The following is a 20,532-nucleotide window of genomic DNA, read 5'->3' as shown; positions in this document are numbered from 1 at the left end:
CTCGAGCCCTCCGCCCGGCGCGGGCTCCGCCGTGGCGATCGGATACCCGTGCACGGATACCCGATCGCAACCTCCCTCATGAGGGCCGAAGGGGCACACTCACGGGCGGGATCGGCGGACGGCGGGACGGCGGGGCGCCGGAACGCCGGGGCGGGCGCCGGATCAGGCCTCGGCGGTCGGCACCAGCACCGCCCGGCCGTCGACCCGGCCGTCGCGCAGCCGCTGGTAGACCTCGCCCGCCTCGCCGAGCGGGTGGACCTCCACGTGCGGGCGGATCCGTCCGGCACGGGCGAGGGCGACGACCTCGGCCAGCTCCGGCCGGGTGCCCCAGTACGGGATCGACACCGCGGCCTCGAAGGGCACGGCCCCGAAGGTGACGGGCAGGGTGCCGCCGGCCAGTCCGACGACGGTGATGTCGGCCTCCACGGCGGCGCACGCGGCGGCGGTGGCCATCGTGGCGTCGGCGCCGACGCAGTCCAGCACCAGGGTGGCGCCGAGGCCGCCGGTCAGGGTCCGGATCCGGTCCGCGTCCCCCTCCCCGGCGGGCACGCAGTGGTCGGCGCCCGCCCCGGCGGCCAGGTCCAGCTTGTCCGGGGCCACGTCGACGGCGATGACGTCGGCCGGGCCGAGGGCCTTGAGCAGCTGGACGGCCATGTGCCCCAGCCCGCCGACGCCGATCACGACCGCCGCCGTTCCCGGCACCAGCTTGTGCAGGGAGCGCTTGACGGCGTGGTAGGGCGTCAGCGCGGCGTCGGTCAGCGGGGCGGCGGTGCGCGGGTCCAGGTCGCCCAGCGGTACGAGCAGCCGGGCGGAGGGGACGAGCATGTACTCGGCCATGCCGCCGTCCAGGCCCAGCCCTCCGCCGGCGGCCCGCAGTTCGGCGGCCCGGCGGCAGTAGTTCTCCGCACCCCGGGCGCAGGCGGGGCACACACCGCAGCCCCAGGGGCCGTAGACCAGCACCGCGTCGCCCTCGCGCAGTCCGGTGTTCTGCGTGCCGGGCCCCAGGGTGTGCACCCAGCCGGAGGTCTCGTGGCCCAGGGTGAAGGGCAGGTCGTAGGGCAGCGCACCGGCGGGCCAGTCCATGACGTGCAGGTCGGAGTGGCACACGCCCGCGCCCGCCACCTTCAGCAGGACCTCTCCCGGGCCGGGTTCCGGCACCGGGACCCGGGTCACCTCCGGGGGCTTCTGCCAGCCGGTGAGCCGCACCGCGGTCATCTCGGACATCCGCTTCCTCCCATCCGTACACGGCCTCGAAGCCGTCCCGCCCCGCGGTACCCGCGGAGTACCGGTGCGACACCACCGGGCCGCGGGGCGGGACGGAACGTACGGAGGGAAGGAAAGGGAAGGAAGGGGTGCGGGGGCGCGTCAGCCGGCCAGGGCGGCCAGGGTGGCGTCGAGGTCGGCGGGCCGGGGGCGGTTGTGGGGCAGTTTGGCCAGCACACGGGCCATGCCGCAGGTGTCGGTGAGCGCGGAGAAGACCAGGCCGCCGGCGATGCCCGCGGAGACCATGCGCGCGGCCGGCCTGCGGCGGCCGGCGATCAGGCCCAGCAGGACCAGGGAGCCGGCGGCGAGCCGGACCTGCCGCTCCATGGCCCAGGCGGTACGGGCGCCGGCGGGCCGGTGCAGGTCGTGGCCGCGCTCGGTCCAGGCGGCGGTGCCGCCCTCGAGGGTGGCGGCGGTGATGCCGTGCTCGGCCAGGACGGCGCAGGCGGTCGCCGAGCGGGCGCCGGAGGCGCACACCACCAGCAGGTCGCCGCGGGCGGAGGCGGTCCGCAGGGCGGGCAGTGCCTGCTGGAGGCGGTCCAGGGGGATGTTGTGGGCGCCGGGCAGGTGGCCGGACGCGTACTCGCCGGGGGTGCGCACGTCGACGACGGTCAGCTCGTGTATGCGGGAGCTGCTCTGCTCGACGCTGAGTGCGGGGGCGGGGGACATGTGTGAGATGTTTCCTTCCGGTACGGGGGAGGACGACCCAGCAGGTAGGGTACCCGGTGGGGTATGAAAGGGGAGGTTCCGTGGAACTGGCGATGGCGGCCGAGGAACTGAAGACGGTGGTCAACCGGCTGCGCCGGGCGCAGGGCCAGATCGCCGGAGTGATCAAGATGATCGAGGAGGGGCGGGACTGCGAGGAGGTCGTCACACAGCTCGCGGCGGCCTCCCGGGCACTGGACAAGGCCGGTTTCGCGGTCATCGCCACCGGTCTGCAGCGCTGCCTGGCCGAGAACCCCGACGGCGACCCCGCGGCCGCCCTCGACCGCGAGCAGATGCGGGCCCGGCTGGAGAAGCTCTTCCTCTCCCTGGCCTGATCCCCTGCCCCGGCTCCGGCTCCGGTCCGCCCTCCCGCGTCGTACGGCGGCGCGGGCCGGGACCGGGACCGGCGAGGGGCTACAGCAGGGCGTCGGCGAGCATCACGGCGGCCACCGCCAGCAGTACGACCGCGAAGACCCTCTGCAGTACGCGGGCGGGGACCCTGGCCGCCAGCCGCCTGCCGTCCCAGGCCCCCAGGACCGCGGTACCGGCGAAGGGCAGCAGCGCCGCCCAGTGGATGCCTTCGGCGGCGTCGCCGCGGGCGGCCAGGGCGGCCAGGGCGTTCGCCGTGATCACCAGCAGACTGGTGCCCACCGCGGCCCGCATCGGCAGGGCCAGGACGGTGCGCAGGGCCGGCACGGCGAGGAAGCCCCCTCCCACGCCCAGCAGTCCGGTCAGCGCGCCCAGCCCCGCGCCGGCTCCGGCCGCCCGTACCGGCCGCACACCGCCTTCCTCCGCCCCCTCGCCCCCCTCCGCCGACGCGCCGCGGAACATCGCGGTCGCCGCGACGGCGGCCACGGCCGCGAAGGCCCCGGTCAGCACGGCGGGGGGAACCTCCGTGGCCACGGCGCCGGTCGCGGCCGCGGGCGGCAGCCCGGCGGCGGCGAAGACGGTCCCGGCCCTCCAGCGCACCTGACGGGCCCGTGCGTACGCGGTCAGGGCCGTCAGCGAGGTCACGGCGACGATCAGCAGGGAGGCCGTGGTGGCCTCGGCCGGGGTGAAGCCGAGCAGGTAGATCAGGGCGGGCACGGTCAGGACGCTGCCGCCGGCTCCCAGCGCGCCCAGCGACCATCCGACCACGGCCCCGGCCGCCAGGGCCAGGACCAGGGCCGGGACGGTCACGCGACGGTGCCGGGGCGACCGCGTCCGTCGCGCACGGGCAGGCCCTGCCTCTCCCAGGCGGCCATGCCGCCGGTGACGTCCACCGCCTCCACACCGCGCTCGGCCAGCAGCCTGGCGGCCTTCTGCGAGCGGTTGCCGGAACGGCAGACGGCCACCACGGGCCTGCCCTTCAGATGGCCGGGCAGTTGCGCACCCTCGGCCAGGCGGGACAGCGGCAGGTGGACGGCGTGCGGGGCGTGGCCGGCGTTCCACTCGGCGTCCTCGCGCACGTCCAGCAGGACGGCCTCGCCCTCGGCGGTACGCCGGTCGGCCTCGGCCGGGTCGACGCGGCCGGGGCCGCGGCGGAACAGGGACATGGTGCTCTCCTCTGTGGATGGTGCGGGTGGTGCGGGTGGTCGGGAGGCGCCCCCGGCGGGCGGACGGGAGTCCGTGAGGGCCTCTCAGGGCCGTACGACGGTCAGCCCGGCCTGCTCCGCCGCGTCGAAGGGATCGTCCACGGCGACCACCTCGCGGCCGGCCGCGTCCAGCATCGAGGCGGCGATCGCCGCGCGCATCCCGCTGGCGCAGTGGACCCAGACGGTCCCGTCGGGCACCTCGCCGACGCGCTCGTGGAGTTGGTGGACGGGAATGTGGGCCGACCCCTCGACATGGCCGTTCGCGCGCTCGGAGTCGCGGCGCACGTCGAGCACCACCACCTCCTCGCCACGTTCGCGGACGCCGGCCAGCTCGGCGAAGGCCGCCCGGGGGAAGGAGCGCGGCTCCTCGCCGTCGCCGAGCCAGTCGGCGGGGCCGCCGGTGGCGGCCGCGGCGGGTCGGTCGATGCCGACCCTTGCCAGCTCCCGCTGGGCGTCGGCGAGCTGTTCGAAGCTCTCGGCCAGCAGTGTGACCGGCTTGCCCCAGGGGATCAGCCAGGCCAGGTAGGTGGCGAGCTTGCCGTCGGCCTCGAAGTTGTACGCACCCGCCACATGCCCCTCGGCGAACGCCACCCGGCTGCGCAGGTCCACCACCCACTCCCCCGCGGCCAGCCGGGCGGCTGTCTCCTGCGCGTCCGCGCGCCGGGGCGGGGTGAGGTCGATCGGTTCCGGTCCGGCGGAGTTCACCGGTCCCATGTGGGCGTAGTACGCGGGGATGTCGTCCAGGCCGGCGAGCAGGTCGGCGACGAACTCGTCCGCGTCCTTGACCAGCGCGTCGTTGGCCTCGCGCTCCTTGCCGATGGTGGTGGAGTCGCCCTCGGCCTGGGTGGAGGAGCAGAAGCTGCCGAAGCCGTGGGTCGGCATCACGGGCACGTCGTCGTCCAGCTCGTCGGCCAGCCGGCGGGCGGAGGCGTGCTGGGCGCGGGCCAGTTCGCGCGTCATGCGGGGCTCGACCAGGTCCGGGCGCCCGACGGCGCCGATGAGCAGCGAGCCGCCGGTGAAGGCGGCGACCGCGCGCCCGTCCTCCTCCAGGACGTAGGAGGTGTGGTGCGGGGTGTGGCCGGGGGTGGCCAGCGCGCGCAGCACCAGCCCCTCCTCGATCCCGGCGGTGTCGCCGTCGGCCACCGGCGTCCGGGGGTACGACACACGGGCACCGGCGGGCACCAGGTACTCCGCGCCAGTCACCCGGGCCAGCTCCAGCCCGCCGGTGACGTAGTCGTTGTGCACATGGGTCTCGGCGACGAGGGCGATCCGCACCTCCCGCCGGGCCGCCAGTGCGAGCATCCGGTCGATGTCGCGCGGCGGGTCCACCACGACGGCCGCCGACCGGCCCCCGGCCAGGTAGCCGCGGTTGCCCAGTCCCCGGATCTCCACGGTGTCGACGAAGAACACGGTGTTGCTCCTTCCGGATCACTCTGCCCCCGGGGGATGTGATCACCACCGTAACACATACCCAGGGGGGTATTTTGGGAGTCAGGGCGCCGCGTAGCCCCTCACCCGGCGGGTACCCGCCGGGACGAGCGGAAACGGACGCGGCGCACCGGCCCGCGACACCACCGAGCACAGGAGATTCACGACGTGAGCTACGACCGCACCGTCCGGGTGGGCACCGACTTCGACACCACCGTGGCCGCCGTCCGCGACGCGCTGGCAGAGCAGGGCTTCGGCGTCCTCACCGAGATCGACGTCACCGCCACCCTGAGGAAGAAGCTCGACCAGGACATCGAGGACTACCTGATCCTGGGCGCCTGCAACCCGCAGCTGGCCCACCGGGCACTGGAGAGCGACCGCAACATCGGCCTGCTGCTCCCGTGCAACGTGGTCGTGCGCCGCGACGGCGACCAGACGGTCGTCCAGGCCCTCGATCCCGGCACCATGGTGACCCTCACCGGGCTGCCCGCCATGGAGCCCGTCGCCTCCGAGGCCACCCGGCGCCTGGACGCGGCCCTGGCCGCCCTGACCTCCCGGGACTGAAGCGCGCCCGCCGGCCCGAGCCCCCGCCCGGAGCCGTGGCGGCTCCGGGCGGGAGCCCTCTCACCGGCCCCGTCGCGCGGGCAGCACGCACACCGCCCGGTCGAAGGCGAGCGGCTCCCCGGCCGGGGCGAGGGCACCGCTCGCCGGGTCCCGGCGCAGGAGCGCGACCGTGCCGGAGTCCTGGTTGGCCGTGTACAGCAGGCGCTGCGCCGCCCCGAGGCCCCCGAAGGCGATGTGCCGGGGCGACCTCCCGCCGCAGGGGTGGTGGGAGACCGGACGCGGGCGGATCCCGCCGGACGCGCCCGCGGCGAGGACGGTGACGAGGTCGTGGCCCCGGTTGGAGGCGTACACGAACCGGCCGTCCGCCGAGACCAGCACCTCGGCGGCGGTGGTGCCCGCGGGACCGGCGCCCCGGGGCAGGATCGGCACGGTGGCGACGGGCGCGAGGGTGCCCCGGGCCGGGTCGTACGCGCAGGAGGTGAGCGTGGAGTCCAGCTCGCCCAGTACGTACACGGTGCGCCCGCAGGGATGGAAGGCCAGGTGGCGCGGGCCGGACCCGGGCACCATGCGCGTCTCGGCGCCGTCCGTCAGCAGACCGCGCCGGGCGTCGAAGCGGTGGACGCGGACGGTGTCGGTGCCCAGGTCGGCGGTGAGCAGCCGCTCTCCGGTGGGATCGGGCAGCACCATGTGGGCGTGCGGCCCGTCCTGCCGCTCGGGGTCGGGGCCGGAACCGGTGTAGCGCACCACCTGGACCAGTTCCCCCGGCGCGCCGTCGGGCCGCAGCTCGACGACGCCGACCGTGCCGGAGGTGTAGTCGGCGGTGAACAGATGGCGTCCGCCGGGATGGAGGGCGAGGTGGCAGGGGTGGGCGCCGCCGCTGGGCGACTGCCCCAGAAAACCCCGCACGGCGCCGTCCGGGGCGAGCGCGTAGGCCGACACCCGGCCCTCCTCCACCTCGTTGACGGCGTACAGCACCCGGCCCGTCGCCGACAGCGCCAGGAAGGAGGGGTCCTCGGCGGGGACCACCGACTCCAGCCGCAGGGCACCGGTTTCCGGGTCCGCGCTCGCCACCCCGATGCCGTGACCGGGGGCGCCGCCGGTGTAGGCGCCCAGGTAGACCCGTAACCGCCGCCCCTCCCCGCCCCCCGGCCGCGCGGCGGCGTCCGGTGCGTACGCCAGGCCCGCGGCGGCCGCGCCCGCCAGGGCCAGGGCCGTGCGCCGTGTCGGGCGGTGCTGTCCGTTCATCGCTTCCTCCGGTGTGGGATCGGTTCCAGAGCGTCCGTCAAGGATCACCGTCCCTCCCCTTCCGGGGAAGCCCTCCCGGAAAAGGGGGTGTCCACCGGTCGAGTGGCGGGGCACGGGCGGCGGCGTGATCCTGGAGGCATGAGTGGACACCGGCGGGGAGCCCGCCTGCTCCCCCTCACCATGACCTCCGCGGCCTCCGCGCTCTACGCGTTCTGGCTCCGCCCCCGGCTGCTGACCTGGGGGGCGACCGAGGAGGAGGCCGCGAGCACCTACCCCGGCGACGACCTCGTCCCCGACGCCACCAGCACCTCCACGATGGCCACCACCCTCCCGGCGCCGCCCGAGGAGGTCTGGGGCTGGCTGGCGCAGATGGGAGGCGACCGCGGCGGCTGGTACAGCTGGGACAGGCTGGACCACTACGGCGAGCCGAGCGCGGACCGCCTCGTGCCCGAGTGGCAGGAGCTGTCCGAGGGGCAGCGGCTGGCCGCGACGCGCGACGGCCGCGCCTGGTTCACCGTGGCGCTGCTGGAACCGAACCGGACCCTGGTGCTGCGCTCGGACCTGGAACTGCCGTCCGGCCACTCCTTCGACATGCCGACCGCGGCCCCGCCCCGGGTGTACGCGGACGGCATCTGGGCCTTCCACCTCCGGCCGGCCCCCGAGGGCGGGACGCGCCTGGTGGTCCGCACCCGCGGCCGGAGCGGCCGCGGAGGATCACCAGGCCGTTCGACCTGCTGGTGGGCGAACCGGCGCACTTCATCATGCAGGTGCGGCAGTTCCAGAACCTGCGGTCCCGTGTCGGCGCGGGGGCGTGACGCCCGCCGGGCGCGGGCGGCCGGGCCGCCCGCGCCCCCCTTTGCCCTTCAACTCCTTTCCGCGGAGGGCGAGTTGCCGTAGGGTGCCGGACGACCGCATGGGAGCGCTCCCAGAGCGGTTCGGCAGTCCCGACCACCCGACGGAGAACTCCCATGCGCTCCTTGCCCCGCCCGCCCCGCCGGCCCCGCACCTCCCGGCGGCCGGCCGGCCTGCTCGGCGCCCTCGCCCTGGCCGCCGTCACCACCCTCGCCGCCACGGGCGGCGCCGCCCCCGCACACTCCTCCCATGACCGTCCCGGCGACCGCCTGCCGCACCGCGGCTGCGCCCCCTCCCCCACCGTGCTGTTCTGCGAGGACTTCGAGGACCTGCCGCGCGGCGCGGGCACCAGCCCGGACTGGGGCGTGGACACCCGGCACGGCACGCTGGCCGTGGAGCGGTCCACCGGGCGCGACCGCCGCCACGCCGGGAAGCACCGGCCGGGGCAGGTGCTGCACCTGCGCACCGAGGGCAACGGCCACGCCTTCCTGGAGGTCGACGACTTCGACGCCCCCGGCAACAGCTTCTTCGGCCGGATGCGGGTCCGCGTGGACGCCTTCCCCACCGCCCCGGACTGGGCCCACTTCACCCTGGTCGAGGCCACCGGCCGCGGCGACGGCAGCGTGGTGCGGCCCATCGGCGGCCAGTACGTGCCGACCGTCGGCGACGGAGCGCAGCTGTGGGGCGTGGGCTCCGACGGCGGGCCGACGGGCGACTGGACCGACTGGCGCGAGTCCGCCCCGGCCGAGGCCGGGAAGTGGACGTGCCTGGAGTGGGAGATGGACGCGGACGACAACCGCGTCTCGGTCTGGATCGACGGCGAGCCCAAGCCGGACCTGACCGTCACCACCACCCGCCACGGCGGCAACCCGGTCGACTTCGTCCTCCCCGACGTCGACACCGTCCGCATCGGCTGGCAGCTCTACCAGGGCGACCCCACTCCGGGCTCCTACGACCTGCTCCTGGACGACCTGGCGCTGTCCACCGAGCGCGTGGGCTGCGGCCGCTGACGGCCCGTCCTCCCGCGGCGGCCGCTTCCGGCAGGAGTCCACTCGATGCGCAGCGTCCACGTCATCACCCACCCGGAGGCGGCACACCACGTGGAGAAGGTGGTCGGCGGGTGGCACGACTCGCCCCTCACGCCCGCGGGCAGGCGCGCGGCGGTCGCCGTCGCCCGGGCGCTACGGGCCCGGATCCCCGAGGGAGCCGAGGTGGAGGTGGTCTCCTCCGACCTGCTGCGCGCCCGGCAGACGGCCGACCGCGTGGCCGAACTGCTGGGCGTGGAAACACTGTTGGACGGCAGGTTGCGGGAGAAGTCCTACGGGGAGGCCGAGGGAAGGCCGCAGGAGTGGCTGGACCGGCGGTTCGTCCCGCCACCGGCCGCCGGGGACCGGATGGGCCACCACGAGGGCGTACGGGGAGCCGAGACCAGGGCGCAGTGCGCGCGGCGCGTCTACGCGGCCATGGACGAGATCCTGCGGCGCCCGCGCGAGCACCAGGTCATCGTGACGCACGGTTTCGCCCTGACCTTCGTCGTGGCGTTCTGGATCGGGATGCCGTTCGAGTCGCTGGGATCCGTCGTCTTCCGGGCGCCGTCCGGCAGCATCACCCTCCTCCGTGAGGACGACTTCTTCCACAACCGCCAGGTCGCCGGCCTCGGCGACACCGGCCACCTCGGCGGGTGAACGGGACGTCGTCCCCCGGTGGGTGCACGGGCCGAGCCGGTCGCTCCGGCGCGGTGCGCCCCGGCCGCGCGACGCGGCGGGGTGCGCCCCAGGGAAAACGGCGGCCCGCCGGGCGCCCCGCTGGAAGCGGGGGCCCGGCGGACCGGTTCGGACGGGTGGGGCGGACCGTCAGCGGGCCAGGCGGTGGGCCTCCGTCAGGTGGCGGATCGCCTTGGCGTAGTCGCCGGAGGCCAGGGCGTGGTCGGCGTCCGCGGTGCGGGCGGCGGCCTCCGCCGCGGCGCCGTCACCGGCCTTCAGCAGGGCGGCCTGGGCGATGTCCCGGGCGACCGAGGCCAGTTCGTCCGCCTGGAGGTAGGAGTCGGCCTTCGACTTCTCCAGCAGGGCGGCGGCCTTGGAAAGGTGCTTCAGGACCGCGTCCGCGCCGCGGACCGTACCGTCGGACTTCCAGTGCCGGTTCTTCAGTGCGAGGCGGACGTGGACGGCGGCGACGCGGGAGGCGGCGTCGCGGCGCTCCAGCAGTTCGTCGCGGACGTCCTCCAGGCGGTCGCGGGCGCTGTCGGTGCGCAGGCCCCAGCCGTACGGGTAGAGCGGGTCGTAGGAGGCGTCGCCGACGTTGACCGGGACCTGGGCGGCCGAGCGCGGCCAGCTCACCGGCAGGCGGCCGGTGAAGGGCCGCTCGCCGAAGAGGGTGTCGGCCACCCCGGTGCCCTCGGTGCCCGGCAGCCAGGAGGCCACCAGGGCGTCGATGTCGCCCAGTTGGCCGGTGATGATCTGCGGGCGGCCGGAGACGACCAGCACCGCGCAGTCCATGGCGCCGCAGACGGTGTCGATCGCCTTCCTGTCGGCCTCGGACAGTTCCAGGTCGTGCCCGTTTCCGACGTCGCCGACGCCCTCGGCGTACGGGGTCTCGCCGACCACCACGATGCCCACCCGGTGCCCGTCGGTGGGCTCGGAGGCGTCCTCGCTGAAGGTGACGGAGGCGTCCGGGGCGACCTGGCGGATGCCCTCGACGATGGTGGTGCCCTCGGTGATGTCGCCGGAGGAGCCCTGCCAGGAGATGGTCCAGCCGCCGGCCTGGTTGCCGATGTCGTCGGCGTTGGAGCCGGCGACGTAGAGCTTCTCGTCGCCGCTCAGCGGCAGCAGGTTCCCGTCGTTCTTCAGCAGCACCTGGGAGTCGGCGGCGGCCCTGCGGGCCAGTTCGCGGTGGGGGCCGGAGCCGACGGAGTCCAGGTGGGTGCGGTCGGCGTAGGGCTTCTCGAACAGGCCGAGCTGGAACTTCTTGGTGAGGATGCGGGTCACCGCGTCGTCGATCCGCGCCGTGGGCACGGCGCCGGAGTCGACCTGCTCGCGCAGGGTGGAGGTGAAGCCCTCGTAGTCGTACGGGACCATGATCATGTCGAGTCCGGCGTTGACGGAGGTCCGCACGTCGGAGGCGTAGTCGCCGGGGATCTGGTCGATGGCCTGCCAGTCGCTGATCACGAATCCGTCGAAGCCGAGGTCGCCCTTGAGGACGTCCGTGATCAGGTCGGCGTGGGCGTGCATCTTGACCGGGCCCTCGCCGTCGCCGAGGAAGTCCACGCTGGAGAAGGACGGCATGACGGTGCCGACGCCCTCGTCGACCGCCTCCGTGAAGGGGGCGATGTGGACGGCCTCCAGCTCCTCGCGCGTCGTCCTCGTGACGCCCTGGTCGATGGTGTACGTGCCGGTGGTGGAGGAGCCGAACTCGGTGCCGCCGTCGCCGACGTAGTGCTTGGCGGTGGCCAGCACCCGGTCGGCGTCCTTCAGGTCACGGCCGTCGGCGCGGCCCTGGTAGCCCTCGACGGCCGTGGCCAGCCGAGTGACCAGTGCCGGGTCCTCGGAGAAGGCCTCGTACGCCCGTCCCCAGCGCTCGTCGCGGCTGACGCACAGGCAGGGGCTGAAGTTCCAGGGGACTCCGGTGGCGCGGACCTCCCTTGCGGTGGCGTGCGCGGTGTCCTCGACCAGCTTCGGGTCGCGGGCGGCGCCGAGGCCGGTGTTGTGGGGGAAGACGGTGGCGCCGACGACGTTGTTGTGGCCGTGGACGGCGTCGACTCCGTAGATCAGCGGGATCTGCAGCCGGGTCTGCCGGGCGCGCAGCTGGAAGCCGTCGACCATGTCGGCCCAGGCCTCGGGGGTGTTGGGCGCCGGGTTGGAGCCGCCGCCGGACAGCAGCGAGCCCAGCTCGTAGGAGGCGATGTGGTCCTGCGCCTCCAGGGCGCCGCGCTCGGCCTGGGTCATCTGGCCGATCTTCTCGTCGAGCGTCATCCGGGACAGCAGGTCCTTGACCCGCTTGTGCACCGGGAGCCGGGGGTTCTGGTACGGCAGGCCGTGCGCGTCGATGACGACGGTGGGCAGGTCGTCGGGGGCGCGTGCGCCGTCGGCGGAGAGGGTGATGGGGATGGTCTTGGCGGTGGCGGGCTCCGCGCTGCGCTCGGTGTCGACGGTGAAGGTCTTCACCGTGCCGGAGGGGGTTCCTGCGGGGAAGGTGAGGGTGCCCTCGACCGGGGTGTAGTCCTCGCCGGGCTCCGCGGTGCCCTCGCCGGTGCCGTAGGTGACGGTGACGGGCTCGGCCAGCGGTACGTCGCCGGTGGTGCCCACCGACACCTTCACGGTGGCGGTGCCGCCGTGGCCGACGGTGTAGACGGGCCGGTCGGTGGCGACGCGGGCCCGCACCCCGCCCACGCCGTACAGTTCGACCTGGTCGAACTCCAGGGCGCCGGAGGCGGTGGGCAGGTTGACGGCGTAGCCCCACATCCGGGTCAGGTCCAGCACGCCGTCGTCCGGGGCGCCGGCGGGCTGGTAGTCGGGGCGCCGGACGAAGTCCTCGAAGGGGGTGCGCACCTGCTTCCAGCCGTCGGTGTCGTCGGTGAAGTAGCCGGCCCACAGCTCGGCCTGACCGGCGTTCGGGCCGCCGTCCTTGACCTCGAACTGGACGCGCTCCCCGCTGCCGGTGCCCTTCACCCAGAAGGAGAAGCCCTCGTGGCCGCTCCAGTCCTCGGCGCCGGTCAGGGCGTGGTCGAAGCCGCCCCAGGCGGTGATGTCGTACTCCACGCGCATGGCGCGGTTGAAGGCGTTGGCCCCGGGGCGGGCCTCGGCGGCGACCTGGCTGAGCCTCGGGGTGTCCTCGGGGGTGCTGCCGTAGGTGCCGATCGGGCCGGGGACGGCGTTGTCGAAGTCGTCCAGGACGCGGTCCTGCGCGGCGGCCGACGCGGCGGGGGTCAGGCCGGAGGCGAGCAGGGCGAGGAGGGCGCCGAGGGTTCCGGCGGCCGTTCGTCCGCGCCGCCTTCGCCGGCCTCCTCCCCTGGGGTCCGGTCCTGTGTGCAGCGGCTGTCCCATGGCGGCTCCCTCGGGCACGGTCGGCGTTTTCAGCACTTGAACACACGGAGGCGCAAGCGCACTGTCATGTGCACGGCGTTGATCCTGTACGCGCCCGGATGGGCCGTCAAGACCCTTGATGAGTAAACCTCTTGGAGCTGGGAGCCCTCCCAGGACGGTTGTCCACCGAAGGATGAGAGCGCTCTCGAAATCATGGCAGATGAGGGGCCTCCAAGGCGCTCCCGACCGCCCCGGAGACCCCCGGCACACATCGCCCGCCGGACGCCCGGCGGGCCGTCAGTCCCCCGGGTAGCGGACCCCGACGCGCTCGCGGACGGCGTCCAGCGTCGCCATCACCGCGAGCGTCCCGTCCAGCGGCACCAGCGGGGACTCCGTCTCCTTCTCCCGCAGGCAGCGCATCACCTCGGCCGCCTCGGGCCCGTAGCCGGTGCCGCCCCGCGCCCGCGCCCGCGGCACCCGGACCTCCTCGGCCTCGCGCCCCTCGCGGTGCAGCACGAACGACTCCGGGGCGAAGAAGCCGTGCGGCAGCTCGATGCGCCCCCTGGTGCCGCTGACGGCCGCCACGGTGGGGCTGGCGGAGGCGATGGAGCAGGAGAGGGTGGCGACGGCACCGCTGTCGTAGCCCAGCAGGACGCCGGTGGTCTCGTCCACGCCCTCGGGCGTCAGATGGGCCCAGGCGGCGACGGAGGAGGGTTCGCCCAGGACGAGGTGGGCGAAGGAGACCGGGTAGACGCCCAGGTCCAGCAGGGCGCCGCCGCCCAGCCGGGGATCGCGCAGGCGGTGGGAGGCGTCCGCCGGGGCGACGATGCCGAAGTCGGCGTGGACCGAGCGCACCTCGCCGATCGCTCCGTCGGCGACGAGTTCGAGCATGCGGCGGACCACCGGGTTGCAGTAGGTCCACATGGCCTCCATCAGGAAGACGCCCCTGCGGCGCGCCAGCGCGACCATCTCCCGCGCCTGGGCGAGGTTGAGGGTCAGCGGCTTCTCGCACAGCACCGCCTTGCCCGCCTCCAGGCAGACGGCGGCGGCCTCCAGGTGCGCCGAGTGGGGCGTGGCGACGTAGACCACGTCCACGTCCGGGTCGGCGGCCAGTTCGGCCCAGCTGCCGTACGCGCGCGGTACGCCGTGCTCGTCGGCGAAGCGGCGGGCGGACTCGGGCGAGCGCGAGCCGACCGCGAGGAGCTCGCCGCCGGGCAGGGCCGCGAGGTCGCGGGCGAAGGCCGCGGCTATGCCGCCGGTGGCGAGGATGCCCCATCTGATCGTGTCGTCGGTGCGCGTCATGTGCTCCCCCGGGTGCGGGCCGTTCCGGCTTGGGCGTGTCGCGGTCACCCTACGGCGGGCGCGCGGCGCGCGGCCGGGCTGTCCGCATGGTGTACGCGGGGGCGGCGGGGAGCGGGGCGACGAGGGCGTGCGGGTTACGGTGGGACCGTGCTCGTGCTGATCATGTCCGACACCCACATCCCCAAGCGCGCCGGGCGGCTGCCGCAGGAGCTGATGGCGCGCGTGGCGGAGGCGGACGTGGTGGTCCACGCCGGGGACTGGGTGGACACCGCCACCCTCGACCTCCTCCAGGAGCGCTCCCGGCGCCTGATCGGGGTGTACGGCAACAACGACGGGCCCGGACTGCGCGCCCGGCTCCCGGAAGTGGCCCGTGCGGAGCTGGACGGGCTGCGCCTGGGCGTCGTCCACGAGACGGGCCCGAAGCAGGGGCGGGAGAAGCGGTGCGCCGAGCGCTTCGGCGATCTGGACGTCCTGGTCTTCGGCCACAGCCACATCCCCTGGGACACCACCGCCACCACGGCCGCCGGCACGCCGCTGCGGCTGCTCAACCCCGGCTCGCCCACCGACCGCCGCTCCCAGCCGTACCGCACCTGTTTGACGGCCGTGGTGGAGGCGGGGCGGCTGGAGGCGGTCGAGCTGCACCGGCTGCCGCCGCGCGGCTGAGCGGCCGAGCGCCGCCGTCCCCGGGCCCAGGGCCCCGCGCGTTTCCGCGCGGAGGCGGCGAGCAGAAGAGGGGAGGGACACCGTCCGGCCCCGGGCCGCCGGCCGGACGACGAGCGAGGAGGTCCGTTGGAGAGCTGGCAGGTCGTACTGGTCGCCGCCGGCGCGGTGCTCGCCGTCGCGACGCTGGCCGTCGCGGCGGTCCTCCTGGTGAGGCTGGTGCGCACCTATCTGCTCCTGCGCGGCGCGGACGTCCCCGTGAGCGCCAGGACCGCGTTCTGGGGGGCGCTGCTCTACACGGTCTTCCCCGTCGATCTGCTCCCGGATCCGGTGTACCTGGACGACGTCGGCCTGCTGCTGCTCGCCCTCCACCACCTGAGCGGGGTGGCGCGGAGGTACGGGCGGGCCCCCGGAGAGGCGCAAGCGGCGCCCCCGAGGATCCCGAACACCCCGGAGGCGCGCCGCCGGCGCTGACGGGCGCGCCCGCGCGCCCCGCCCGCCCGCGTCCCGGAACTACCCTCGTCCCATGACACAGCGGGACGAGGGGGCGGCGGCTCCGGTGGATTCGGTGGGTCCGGCGGAGGGCACGGCCTCGGTGATCGATCTCAACGCCGATCTGGGCGAGGGCTTCGGGCGGTGGGAGCTCACCCACGACGAGGCGCTGCTCTCGGTCGTCAGCAGCGCCAACATCGCGTGCGGCTTCCACGCCGGGGATCCCTCCACCATGCGCCGGGTGTGCGCGCAGGCGGCCGAGCGGGGGGTGGCGATCGGCGCCCAGGTCGCCTACCGCGACCTGGCGGGCTTCGGGCGGCGGGCGATGGAGGTCCCGGAGGACGAACTGGCCGACGAGATCGCCTACCAGATCGGCGCCCTGCGGGTGTTCGCCGAATCCGCCGGGGCGCGCGTGGCGTACGTCAAACCGCACGGCGCGCTCTACAACCGCGCGGTGCACGACGAGGGCCAGGCCCGGGCGGTGGTGTCCGGGGTGCTGCTGGCGGGCGGGGAGCTGCCGGTGCTGGGGCTGCCCGGGTCGCTGCTGCTGCGGGCCGCCGAGGAGGCCGGGCTGTCCGCGGTCGCCGAGGCGTTCGCCGACCGCGGCTACACCGCGCGGGGAACGCTGGTGTCCCGGCGGGAGCCGGGTGCGGTGATCCACGAGCCGGACGCCGTGGTGTCCCAGGCCCTGGGCATCGCGCTGCACGGGAGCGTGGCAACCGGCGACGGCGGGCGGGTGGCCGCAGGCGCCAGGTCGCTGTGCGTGCACGGCGACACCCCCGGCGCCGTCGCGCTCGCCCGGCGGGTGCGGCAGGCCCTCGCGGAGGCCGGGGTGCGGATCGAGGCGTTCGCGCGATGAGGGTGACGAGGGTGCTGCCCGTGGGCAGGCGCGCCCTGCTGCTGGAGGTGGGGAGCACCGAGCGGGCCCAGGCCCTCCACGCCGAGCTGGTGCGGCTGCGGGAGACCGGCGGGCTGCCGCCGGTGGAGGAGATCGTCCCGGCGGCGGCCACCGTCCTGCTGGACGGACTGGAGGACCCGGGGTCGCTGACGGAGTGGCTGCGGGACCGGGAGTTCCCCGACGCCGTCCCGGCGGGCTCGGCCGCCGTGGTGCTGCCGGTGCGCTACGACGGCCCCGATCTGGCCGGGGTCGCGGCGCTGTGGGGGGTGGACGAGGAGGAGGCGGTCGCGATCCACACGCGCACCGAGTTCCGGGTCGCCTTCTGCGGCTTCGCTCCCGGGTTCGGCTATCTCACCGGGCTGCCCGAGGAGTTGGGCGTGCCCCGCCGCACCGCCCCGCGCACCTCGGTGCCGCCGGGCTCGGTGGGTCTGGCCGGGGCGTACACGGGGGTGTATCCGCGCACCTCGCCGGGCGGCTGGCAGTTGATCGGCCGGACGGACGCGGTGCTGTGGGACGTCTCCCGGGAGCCGGCCGCGCTGCTGGCCCCGGGCGCCCGGGTGCGGTTCGAGGCGGTGCCGTGAGCGGCGCGGGGGTGCTGGAGGTCCTGCGGCCGGGGGCGCTGACCACCGTGCAGGATCTGGGCAGGGTGGGCCGCGCCCATCTGGGGGTGCCGCGTTCGGGGGCACTGGACTCCCCCGCCCACCGGCTCGCCAACCGCCTGGTGGGCAACGCGCCCGGTGCGGCGACGCTGGAGACCACCCTCACCGGGTGCGCGGTGCGCCCGGACCGCGCCGTGGTGGCGGCGGTGACCGGCGCTCCGTGCCCGGTGCGGATCGACGGCCGTCCGGCTCCGTGGGGAGCGGCGGTACGGGTGCCGGGCGGGGCGGTGCTGGACGTCGGCGCCGCGCGGGCCGGGGTGCGCAGCTATCTGGCGGTGGCCGGCGGGGTCGGCGTCGAGCCGGTGCTCGGCAGCCGCTCCACCGATCTGCTGTCCGGGCTCGGCCCGGCCCCGCTGTCGGAGGGGGCGCGGCTGCCGGTGGGACCGGCGCCGGGGCCCGTCCCCTGGGCCGACGCGGTCGCCTCCGCCGCGCCGGGTCCGCCGTCGGACGAGCTGGTGCTGCCGCTGGTGCCCGGGCCGCGCGAGGACTGGTTCGCCCCCTCCGCGCTGCGCGCTCTGGCCCGCGGGGTCTACCGGGTGTCCGCCGAGAGCAACCGCGTCGGGCTACGGACCGAGGGGCCCGCCCTGGAGCGGTCGGTGAGGGGCGAGCTGCCCAGCGAGGGCATGGTGGCGGGCGCGGTGCAGGTGCCGCCGGGCGGTGAGCCGATCGTCTTCCTCGCCGACCACCCGACCACCGGCGGCTATCCGGTGATCGGCGTGGTGCCGCGGGAGGCCCTGGCGGCGGCGGCGCAGGCGGTGCCGGGGCTGAAGGTGCGCTTCGTTCCCCTGGGGCGCTGAGCGCGCCGGGTGCGCCGTGGCCCCGCGCCGGGCGGCTCAGCCTCCGGACTCCCGGCCGGCGCCGGTGTCCGTCCGCCCCGCCCTGCCCGGGGCGCCCGAGGCGTCCTCCTCGGCCCGCCGGGCCTTGCCGGAAGCGTTCTCCTCGGCCTCGACGCCCTTGAGCGGTTCGCCCTCGACGGTGCCGCCGCCGGAGAAGCCCTCGGCGGCGCTCGCCGTGCCGGGGACGGTGCGGTGCTCCATCCGCGTCTCCCGGCCGGAGTGGGCTCCGGGGCCCCGGTCGGCCGGGTCGGCGCGGCGCTCGGCCCCGTGGCCGTGCTCGCCCTCGCCCTGCTCGTGGTGCCTGTTCTTCTCGCCCATGGCCGTTGTCCTCTGTCCTCGCGGTGTGTCGCGTTCGGGTGCACGGCGCAGGTACCCGGTGGGCGGGGCCGGAAACGGCGGACCGGGGGGCGGCCGGGCGGGGACGGGGCGGCCGGGCCGGGCCGGGTCAGCGCATCCGGACGCCGACGACGCAGGTGTCGTCGTCGGTGTCGGAGTTGCTGTAGGTCAGCAGTCGGTCGAGCTGCTTGTCCAGGGTGGCGCCGGAGTCCCGGGCGAGGGCCATGAGCTGGTCCAGGGACTCCTGCAGGGAGCGGTCCCGGCGCTCGATGAGGCCGTCGGTGTACATCAGCAGCATGTCGCCGGTCTCCAGCACCAGCTTCTCCTCCTCGTACCCGGCCTCCGCGATGGCGCCGAGCAGGAGTCCGCCCACCAGCGGCAGCGTGACGGCCTCCCCCCGGCGCACCAGGACCGGCGGCGGATGGCCGGCCCGGGCCCAGCGCAGCGTCCGGGTGTCCGGGTCGTAGAGGCCGCAGACGGCGGTGGCGGTGACGTTCTCGGTGAGGTGGTGGGCGACGGTGTTGAGCCAGGCCAGTATCTGCGCGGGCCCGGCCCCCGTGGTGGCCAGACCGCGCAGGGCGTTGCGCAGGACGACCATGCCGGTGGCCGCCTCGATGCCGTGGCCCGCCACGTCGCCGACGGAGAGCAGCACCTGGCCCGAGGGCAGGACGACGGCGTCGTACCAGTCGCCGCCGACCAGGTGGTCCTTCTCGGCGGGGCGGTAGCGCACCGCGATGTCCAGCCCTCCGGCGTCGATGGGGCCCCGGGTGGGCGGCATGATGGCGCGCTGGAGCTGGAGCGTCATGCGGTTGCGCTCGGCGGCCTGCTGCTCGGTCTGGGCGAGCTGGTCGCGGGTGGCGCCCAGCGCGACCTCCGTCCAGTGCTGTGCGGAGACGTCCTGGTAGGCGCCGCGCACCGCGACCAGCCGGCCCTCGGCGTCGAGGGCCGGTTCGGCGACCACGCGGATGTGGCGCACGATCCCGTCGGGCCGCTGGAGGCGGAAGGCCGTGGAGGCGGGGCGGCGGTGGTGCAGCAGGGTGCGCAGGAAGCGCCCGATGGCGGCCTCGTCGTCCGCGTGGGTGTGGGCGGGCAGTTGCTCCAGCGGGATCGGCGCGGCGGTGGGCGGCAGTCCGTGGAGGGCGAAGAGCTGGCTGTTCCAGACGATCTCGCCGGTGACGAGGTTCTCCTCGAAGCCGCCGATGCGGCCCAGGCGCTGGGCGTGCTGGAGCACGCTCGCCAGTCGCGCCGCCTCGTTCTGGACACGCCAGATGAGCAGGACGTTCTCGCCGTGGCGGCTGATGCTGACGGCCGCCTCCACCGTCAGCGGCACCTGGCCGACCAGTGCGCGCAGCACCATCCGTTCGGCGCGGAACGGCTCGCCGGTGGCGTGGACGTGCTCGATCTTCTCGAACAGGCCGCTCTCGCCCACCGCCATCGGATAGGCCTCCAGCAGCAGCGATCCGGCGACCGCGCCGCGCGGACGGCCCGCCGGATCGACGAAGTGGGCGCTGACGTGGTGGATGCGGAAGTCGGCGAGCCTGCCCTCGGCGTCCAGCTGGGGCACCAGCACCAGGGCCGGGTCCAGCAGGCCGTCGGCGAAGTCCACCAGTTCCGAGGCGCCCGGGTGCCGTGCCTGGAGGGCCTCCCCGGAGTCCTCGGCGCCCGCGTCGCGGCTGTCCAGGGTGTGGGCGCACAGTTCGGCCAGGGCCTCGATCTGCCGCTGGACCTGCGGGGGCTGCGGCTCCAGCGGGCCGGGCCAGCAGATCTCCAGGACGCCCAGGATGCGTCCGCCGTTGTCGGCGGGGACGGTGACCCGGCAGCCCTCGGGCGCCTGCCTCCGGCCCAGGGTGGGCAGCCCGGTCTCGGCGGGAGTGGCGAACCACACGGGCCGGCGCTCGGTGAGGGCCCGGCGGGCGAGGGTGGCCACACCCGGCGGTACGTAGTGCCACCGCGCGGCCTCCTCGGCCGCGTAGCCCGCGGAGCCGGCCAGGGTGAGGGAGGCGTCGGTGCCGGCGGCCCAGATGGCCACCGCCACGGCGCCCAGCGGGGTCAGCGCGTGCTCCAGCAGGGACTCGGCGACCGCCTGGGTGTCGTCGGCGGCCAGTGCGCCGCTCTCCGCGGTGCGCAGCCGTACCGACAGCGAGGGGGCCTCCCCGCCGTCCCCTCCCCGGCCGCCGTCCCGGTCCGTGCCGCCCCGGCCTTCGGCACCGCCCTCGGCCCTGGCCAGGAACTCGCGGGCCGCCTCGGTGACCCGGTCGTGGGCGGCCTGGTCGATGAGGTCGGCGGCCAGCTCCAGGCGGGAGAGGCCGGCCTGGTCGGCGAGGGTGTCCAGCTGCCTGGCGGCCTGCGCCGGGCCGCAGCCCAGCCGCTCGACCAGGATGCCCTTGGCCATCTCGATCAGGGCGCGGCCCTCCGCCGCGGCGTGGGCCTCGCGCACCTCGCGGCGCAGCCGCTCGACGGTGGCGGCCAGCCTGCCGACGCGGACGTCGGCGCCGTCGCGCGGCGGGGCTCCGTCGTACACCCCGCGCTCGTACACCCTGCCCTCGTACGGCTGCCGCACGGACGGCACCGGGGCCGCCGTCTCCCGCACGGACCCGTCCGCCGCGGACGCGTGTGCCGCGGACGCCTCCCGTGCCGGGGCGGCGCTCGGCGGCCCGTCCTCGGGGACGGGCTCGTCCGGCCGCTGGGTCTGCACTGCGC

Annotated in this window: 20 protein-coding genes; 10 read left to right on the top strand and 10 right to left on the bottom strand. The window is 75.6% G+C overall.

All coding sequences use genetic code 11. From position 1 onward, the window contains the following. Positions 1–162: 162 nt before the first annotated feature. On the bottom strand, positions 163–1,215 hold the full coding sequence (locus ACLIYP_RS04250) for an NAD(P)-dependent alcohol dehydrogenase (RefSeq protein ID WP_412711809.1): 1,053 nt from the start codon (positions 1,213–1,215) through the stop codon (positions 163–165). A gap of 150 nt (positions 1,216–1,365) precedes the next feature. Then, positions 1,366–1,932, bottom strand: a complete 567-nt coding sequence (locus tag ACLIYP_RS04245) for a rhodanese-like domain-containing protein (RefSeq protein ID WP_412711783.1) — start codon at positions 1,930–1,932, stop codon at positions 1,366–1,368. A gap of 80 nt (positions 1,933–2,012) precedes the next feature. On the opposite strand from ACLIYP_RS04245, the gene ACLIYP_RS04240 reads away from it, so the two are divergent. Then, a complete protein-coding gene (locus tag ACLIYP_RS04240; RefSeq protein ID WP_412711782.1) occupies positions 2,013–2,303 on the top strand; it encodes a metal-sensitive transcriptional regulator in 291 nt (96 codons plus the stop codon). A gap of 79 nt (positions 2,304–2,382) precedes the next feature. On the opposite strand, the gene ACLIYP_RS04235 is transcribed toward ACLIYP_RS04240, so the two are convergent. The 3 genes from ACLIYP_RS04235 to ACLIYP_RS04225 form a co-directional block, all read right to left on the bottom strand. Then, positions 2,383–3,147, bottom strand: coding sequence for a sulfite exporter TauE/SafE family protein (locus ACLIYP_RS04235; RefSeq protein ID WP_412711781.1), 765 nt, complete (start codon positions 3,145–3,147; stop codon positions 2,383–2,385). Further along, on the bottom strand, positions 3,144–3,503 hold the full coding sequence (locus tag ACLIYP_RS04230) for a rhodanese-like domain-containing protein (protein WP_412711780.1): 360 nt from the start codon (positions 3,501–3,503) through the stop codon (positions 3,144–3,146). Before ACLIYP_RS04230 ends, ACLIYP_RS04235 begins: the two co-directional genes overlap by 4 nt. 84 nt (positions 3,504–3,587) lie before the next feature. Next, positions 3,588–4,952 (bottom strand): MBL fold metallo-hydrolase, encoded by a 1,365-nt coding sequence (locus ACLIYP_RS04225; RefSeq protein ID WP_412711779.1) that lies wholly within the window; start codon positions 4,950–4,952, stop codon positions 3,588–3,590. Between the two features lie 186 nt (positions 4,953–5,138). Between ACLIYP_RS04225 and ACLIYP_RS04220 the strand changes: the two genes are divergently transcribed. Further along, positions 5,139–5,534: a DUF302 domain-containing protein gene (locus tag ACLIYP_RS04220; protein WP_412711778.1), complete on the top strand. Its 396-nt coding sequence runs from the start codon at positions 5,139–5,141 to the stop codon at positions 5,532–5,534. Between the two features lie 60 nt (positions 5,535–5,594). On the opposite strand, the gene ACLIYP_RS04215 is transcribed toward ACLIYP_RS04220, so the two are convergent. Further along, positions 5,595–6,779 carry a lactonase family protein gene (locus ACLIYP_RS04215; RefSeq protein ID WP_412711777.1) on the bottom strand — a complete coding sequence of 395 codons (1,185 nt, stop codon included), beginning with the start codon at positions 6,777–6,779 and terminating at the stop codon, positions 5,595–5,597. Positions 6,780–6,917: 138 nt separating this feature from the next. On the opposite strand from ACLIYP_RS04215, the gene ACLIYP_RS04210 reads away from it, so the two are divergent. The 3 genes from ACLIYP_RS04210 (at position 6,918) to ACLIYP_RS04200 (ending at position 9,316) form a co-directional block, all read left to right on the top strand. After that, positions 6,918–7,676 (top strand): hypothetical protein, encoded by a 759-nt coding sequence (locus ACLIYP_RS04210; protein ID WP_412711776.1) that lies wholly within the window; start codon positions 6,918–6,920, stop codon positions 7,674–7,676. Between the two features lie 71 nt (positions 7,677–7,747). Continuing rightward, positions 7,748–8,641, top strand: coding sequence for a hypothetical protein (locus ACLIYP_RS04205; protein ID WP_412711775.1), 894 nt, complete (start codon positions 7,748–7,750; stop codon positions 8,639–8,641). 45 nt (positions 8,642–8,686) lie between these two features. After that, complete coding sequence (locus ACLIYP_RS04200) at positions 8,687–9,316, top strand: histidine phosphatase family protein (protein ID WP_412711774.1); 630 nt, start codon at positions 8,687–8,689, stop codon at positions 9,314–9,316. A 168-nt stretch (positions 9,317–9,484) separates the two neighbouring features. Here ACLIYP_RS04200 and ACLIYP_RS04195 read toward each other — a convergent pair whose 3' ends face one another. Both ACLIYP_RS04195 and ACLIYP_RS04190 read right to left on the bottom strand, forming a co-directional pair. Beyond that, a complete protein-coding gene (locus ACLIYP_RS04195) occupies positions 9,485–12,670 on the bottom strand; it encodes a glycoside hydrolase family 3 N-terminal domain-containing protein (protein ID WP_412711773.1) in 3,186 nt (1,061 codons plus the stop codon). 276 nt (positions 12,671–12,946) lie between these two features. Beyond that, a complete protein-coding gene (locus ACLIYP_RS04190) occupies positions 12,947–13,951 on the bottom strand; it encodes a Gfo/Idh/MocA family protein (protein ID WP_412711772.1) in 1,005 nt (334 codons plus the stop codon). Positions 13,952–14,098: 147 nt separating this feature from the next. Between ACLIYP_RS04190 and ACLIYP_RS04185 the strand changes: the two genes are divergently transcribed. The 5 genes from ACLIYP_RS04185 (at position 14,099) to ACLIYP_RS04165 (ending at position 17,457) form a co-directional block, all read left to right on the top strand. Next, the gene (locus ACLIYP_RS04185; RefSeq protein WP_412711771.1) at positions 14,099–14,614 is read left to right on the top strand and encodes a metallophosphoesterase family protein; all 516 of its coding nucleotides are present in this window, start codon (positions 14,099–14,101) and stop codon (positions 14,612–14,614) included. Positions 14,615–14,740: 126 nt separating this feature from the next. After that, positions 14,741–15,085 carry a DUF1232 domain-containing protein gene (locus tag ACLIYP_RS04180; RefSeq protein ID WP_412711770.1) on the top strand — a complete coding sequence of 115 codons (345 nt, stop codon included), beginning with the start codon at positions 14,741–14,743 and terminating at the stop codon, positions 15,083–15,085. A gap of 121 nt (positions 15,086–15,206) precedes the next feature. Further along, positions 15,207–15,962 (top strand): LamB/YcsF family protein, encoded by a 756-nt coding sequence (locus ACLIYP_RS04175; RefSeq protein ID WP_412711808.1) that lies wholly within the window; start codon positions 15,207–15,209, stop codon positions 15,960–15,962. Next, a complete protein-coding gene (locus tag ACLIYP_RS04170; protein ID WP_412711769.1) occupies positions 15,959–16,582 on the top strand; it encodes a 5-oxoprolinase subunit B family protein in 624 nt (207 codons plus the stop codon). The genes ACLIYP_RS04175 and ACLIYP_RS04170 overlap by 4 nt, the downstream gene beginning before the upstream one ends. Continuing rightward, positions 16,579–17,457, top strand: coding sequence for a 5-oxoprolinase subunit C family protein (locus tag ACLIYP_RS04165; RefSeq protein WP_412711768.1), 879 nt, complete (start codon positions 16,579–16,581; stop codon positions 17,455–17,457). The genes ACLIYP_RS04170 and ACLIYP_RS04165 overlap by 4 nt, the downstream gene beginning before the upstream one ends. 36 nt (positions 17,458–17,493) lie before the next feature. On the opposite strand, the gene ACLIYP_RS04160 is transcribed toward ACLIYP_RS04165, so the two are convergent. Both ACLIYP_RS04160 and ACLIYP_RS04155 read right to left on the bottom strand, forming a co-directional pair. Continuing rightward, the gene (locus tag ACLIYP_RS04160) at positions 17,494–17,814 is read right to left on the bottom strand and encodes a hypothetical protein (RefSeq protein ID WP_412711767.1); all 321 of its coding nucleotides are present in this window, start codon (positions 17,812–17,814) and stop codon (positions 17,494–17,496) included. Positions 17,815–17,941: 127 nt separating this feature from the next. Further along, positions 17,942–20,527 (bottom strand): SpoIIE family protein phosphatase, encoded by a 2,586-nt coding sequence (locus tag ACLIYP_RS04155; RefSeq protein ID WP_412711766.1) that lies wholly within the window; start codon positions 20,525–20,527, stop codon positions 17,942–17,944. Positions 20,528–20,532 lie beyond the last annotated feature (5 nt).

Source organism: Streptomyces nanhaiensis (assembly GCF_046614825.1).
Classification (GTDB): domain Bacteria; phylum Actinomycetota; class Actinomycetes; order Streptomycetales; family Streptomycetaceae; genus Streptomyces; species Streptomyces radiopugnans.
The sequence above is the reverse complement of the archived record's forward strand: the minus strand, read 5'-3'. Positions and strand labels throughout refer to the sequence as shown.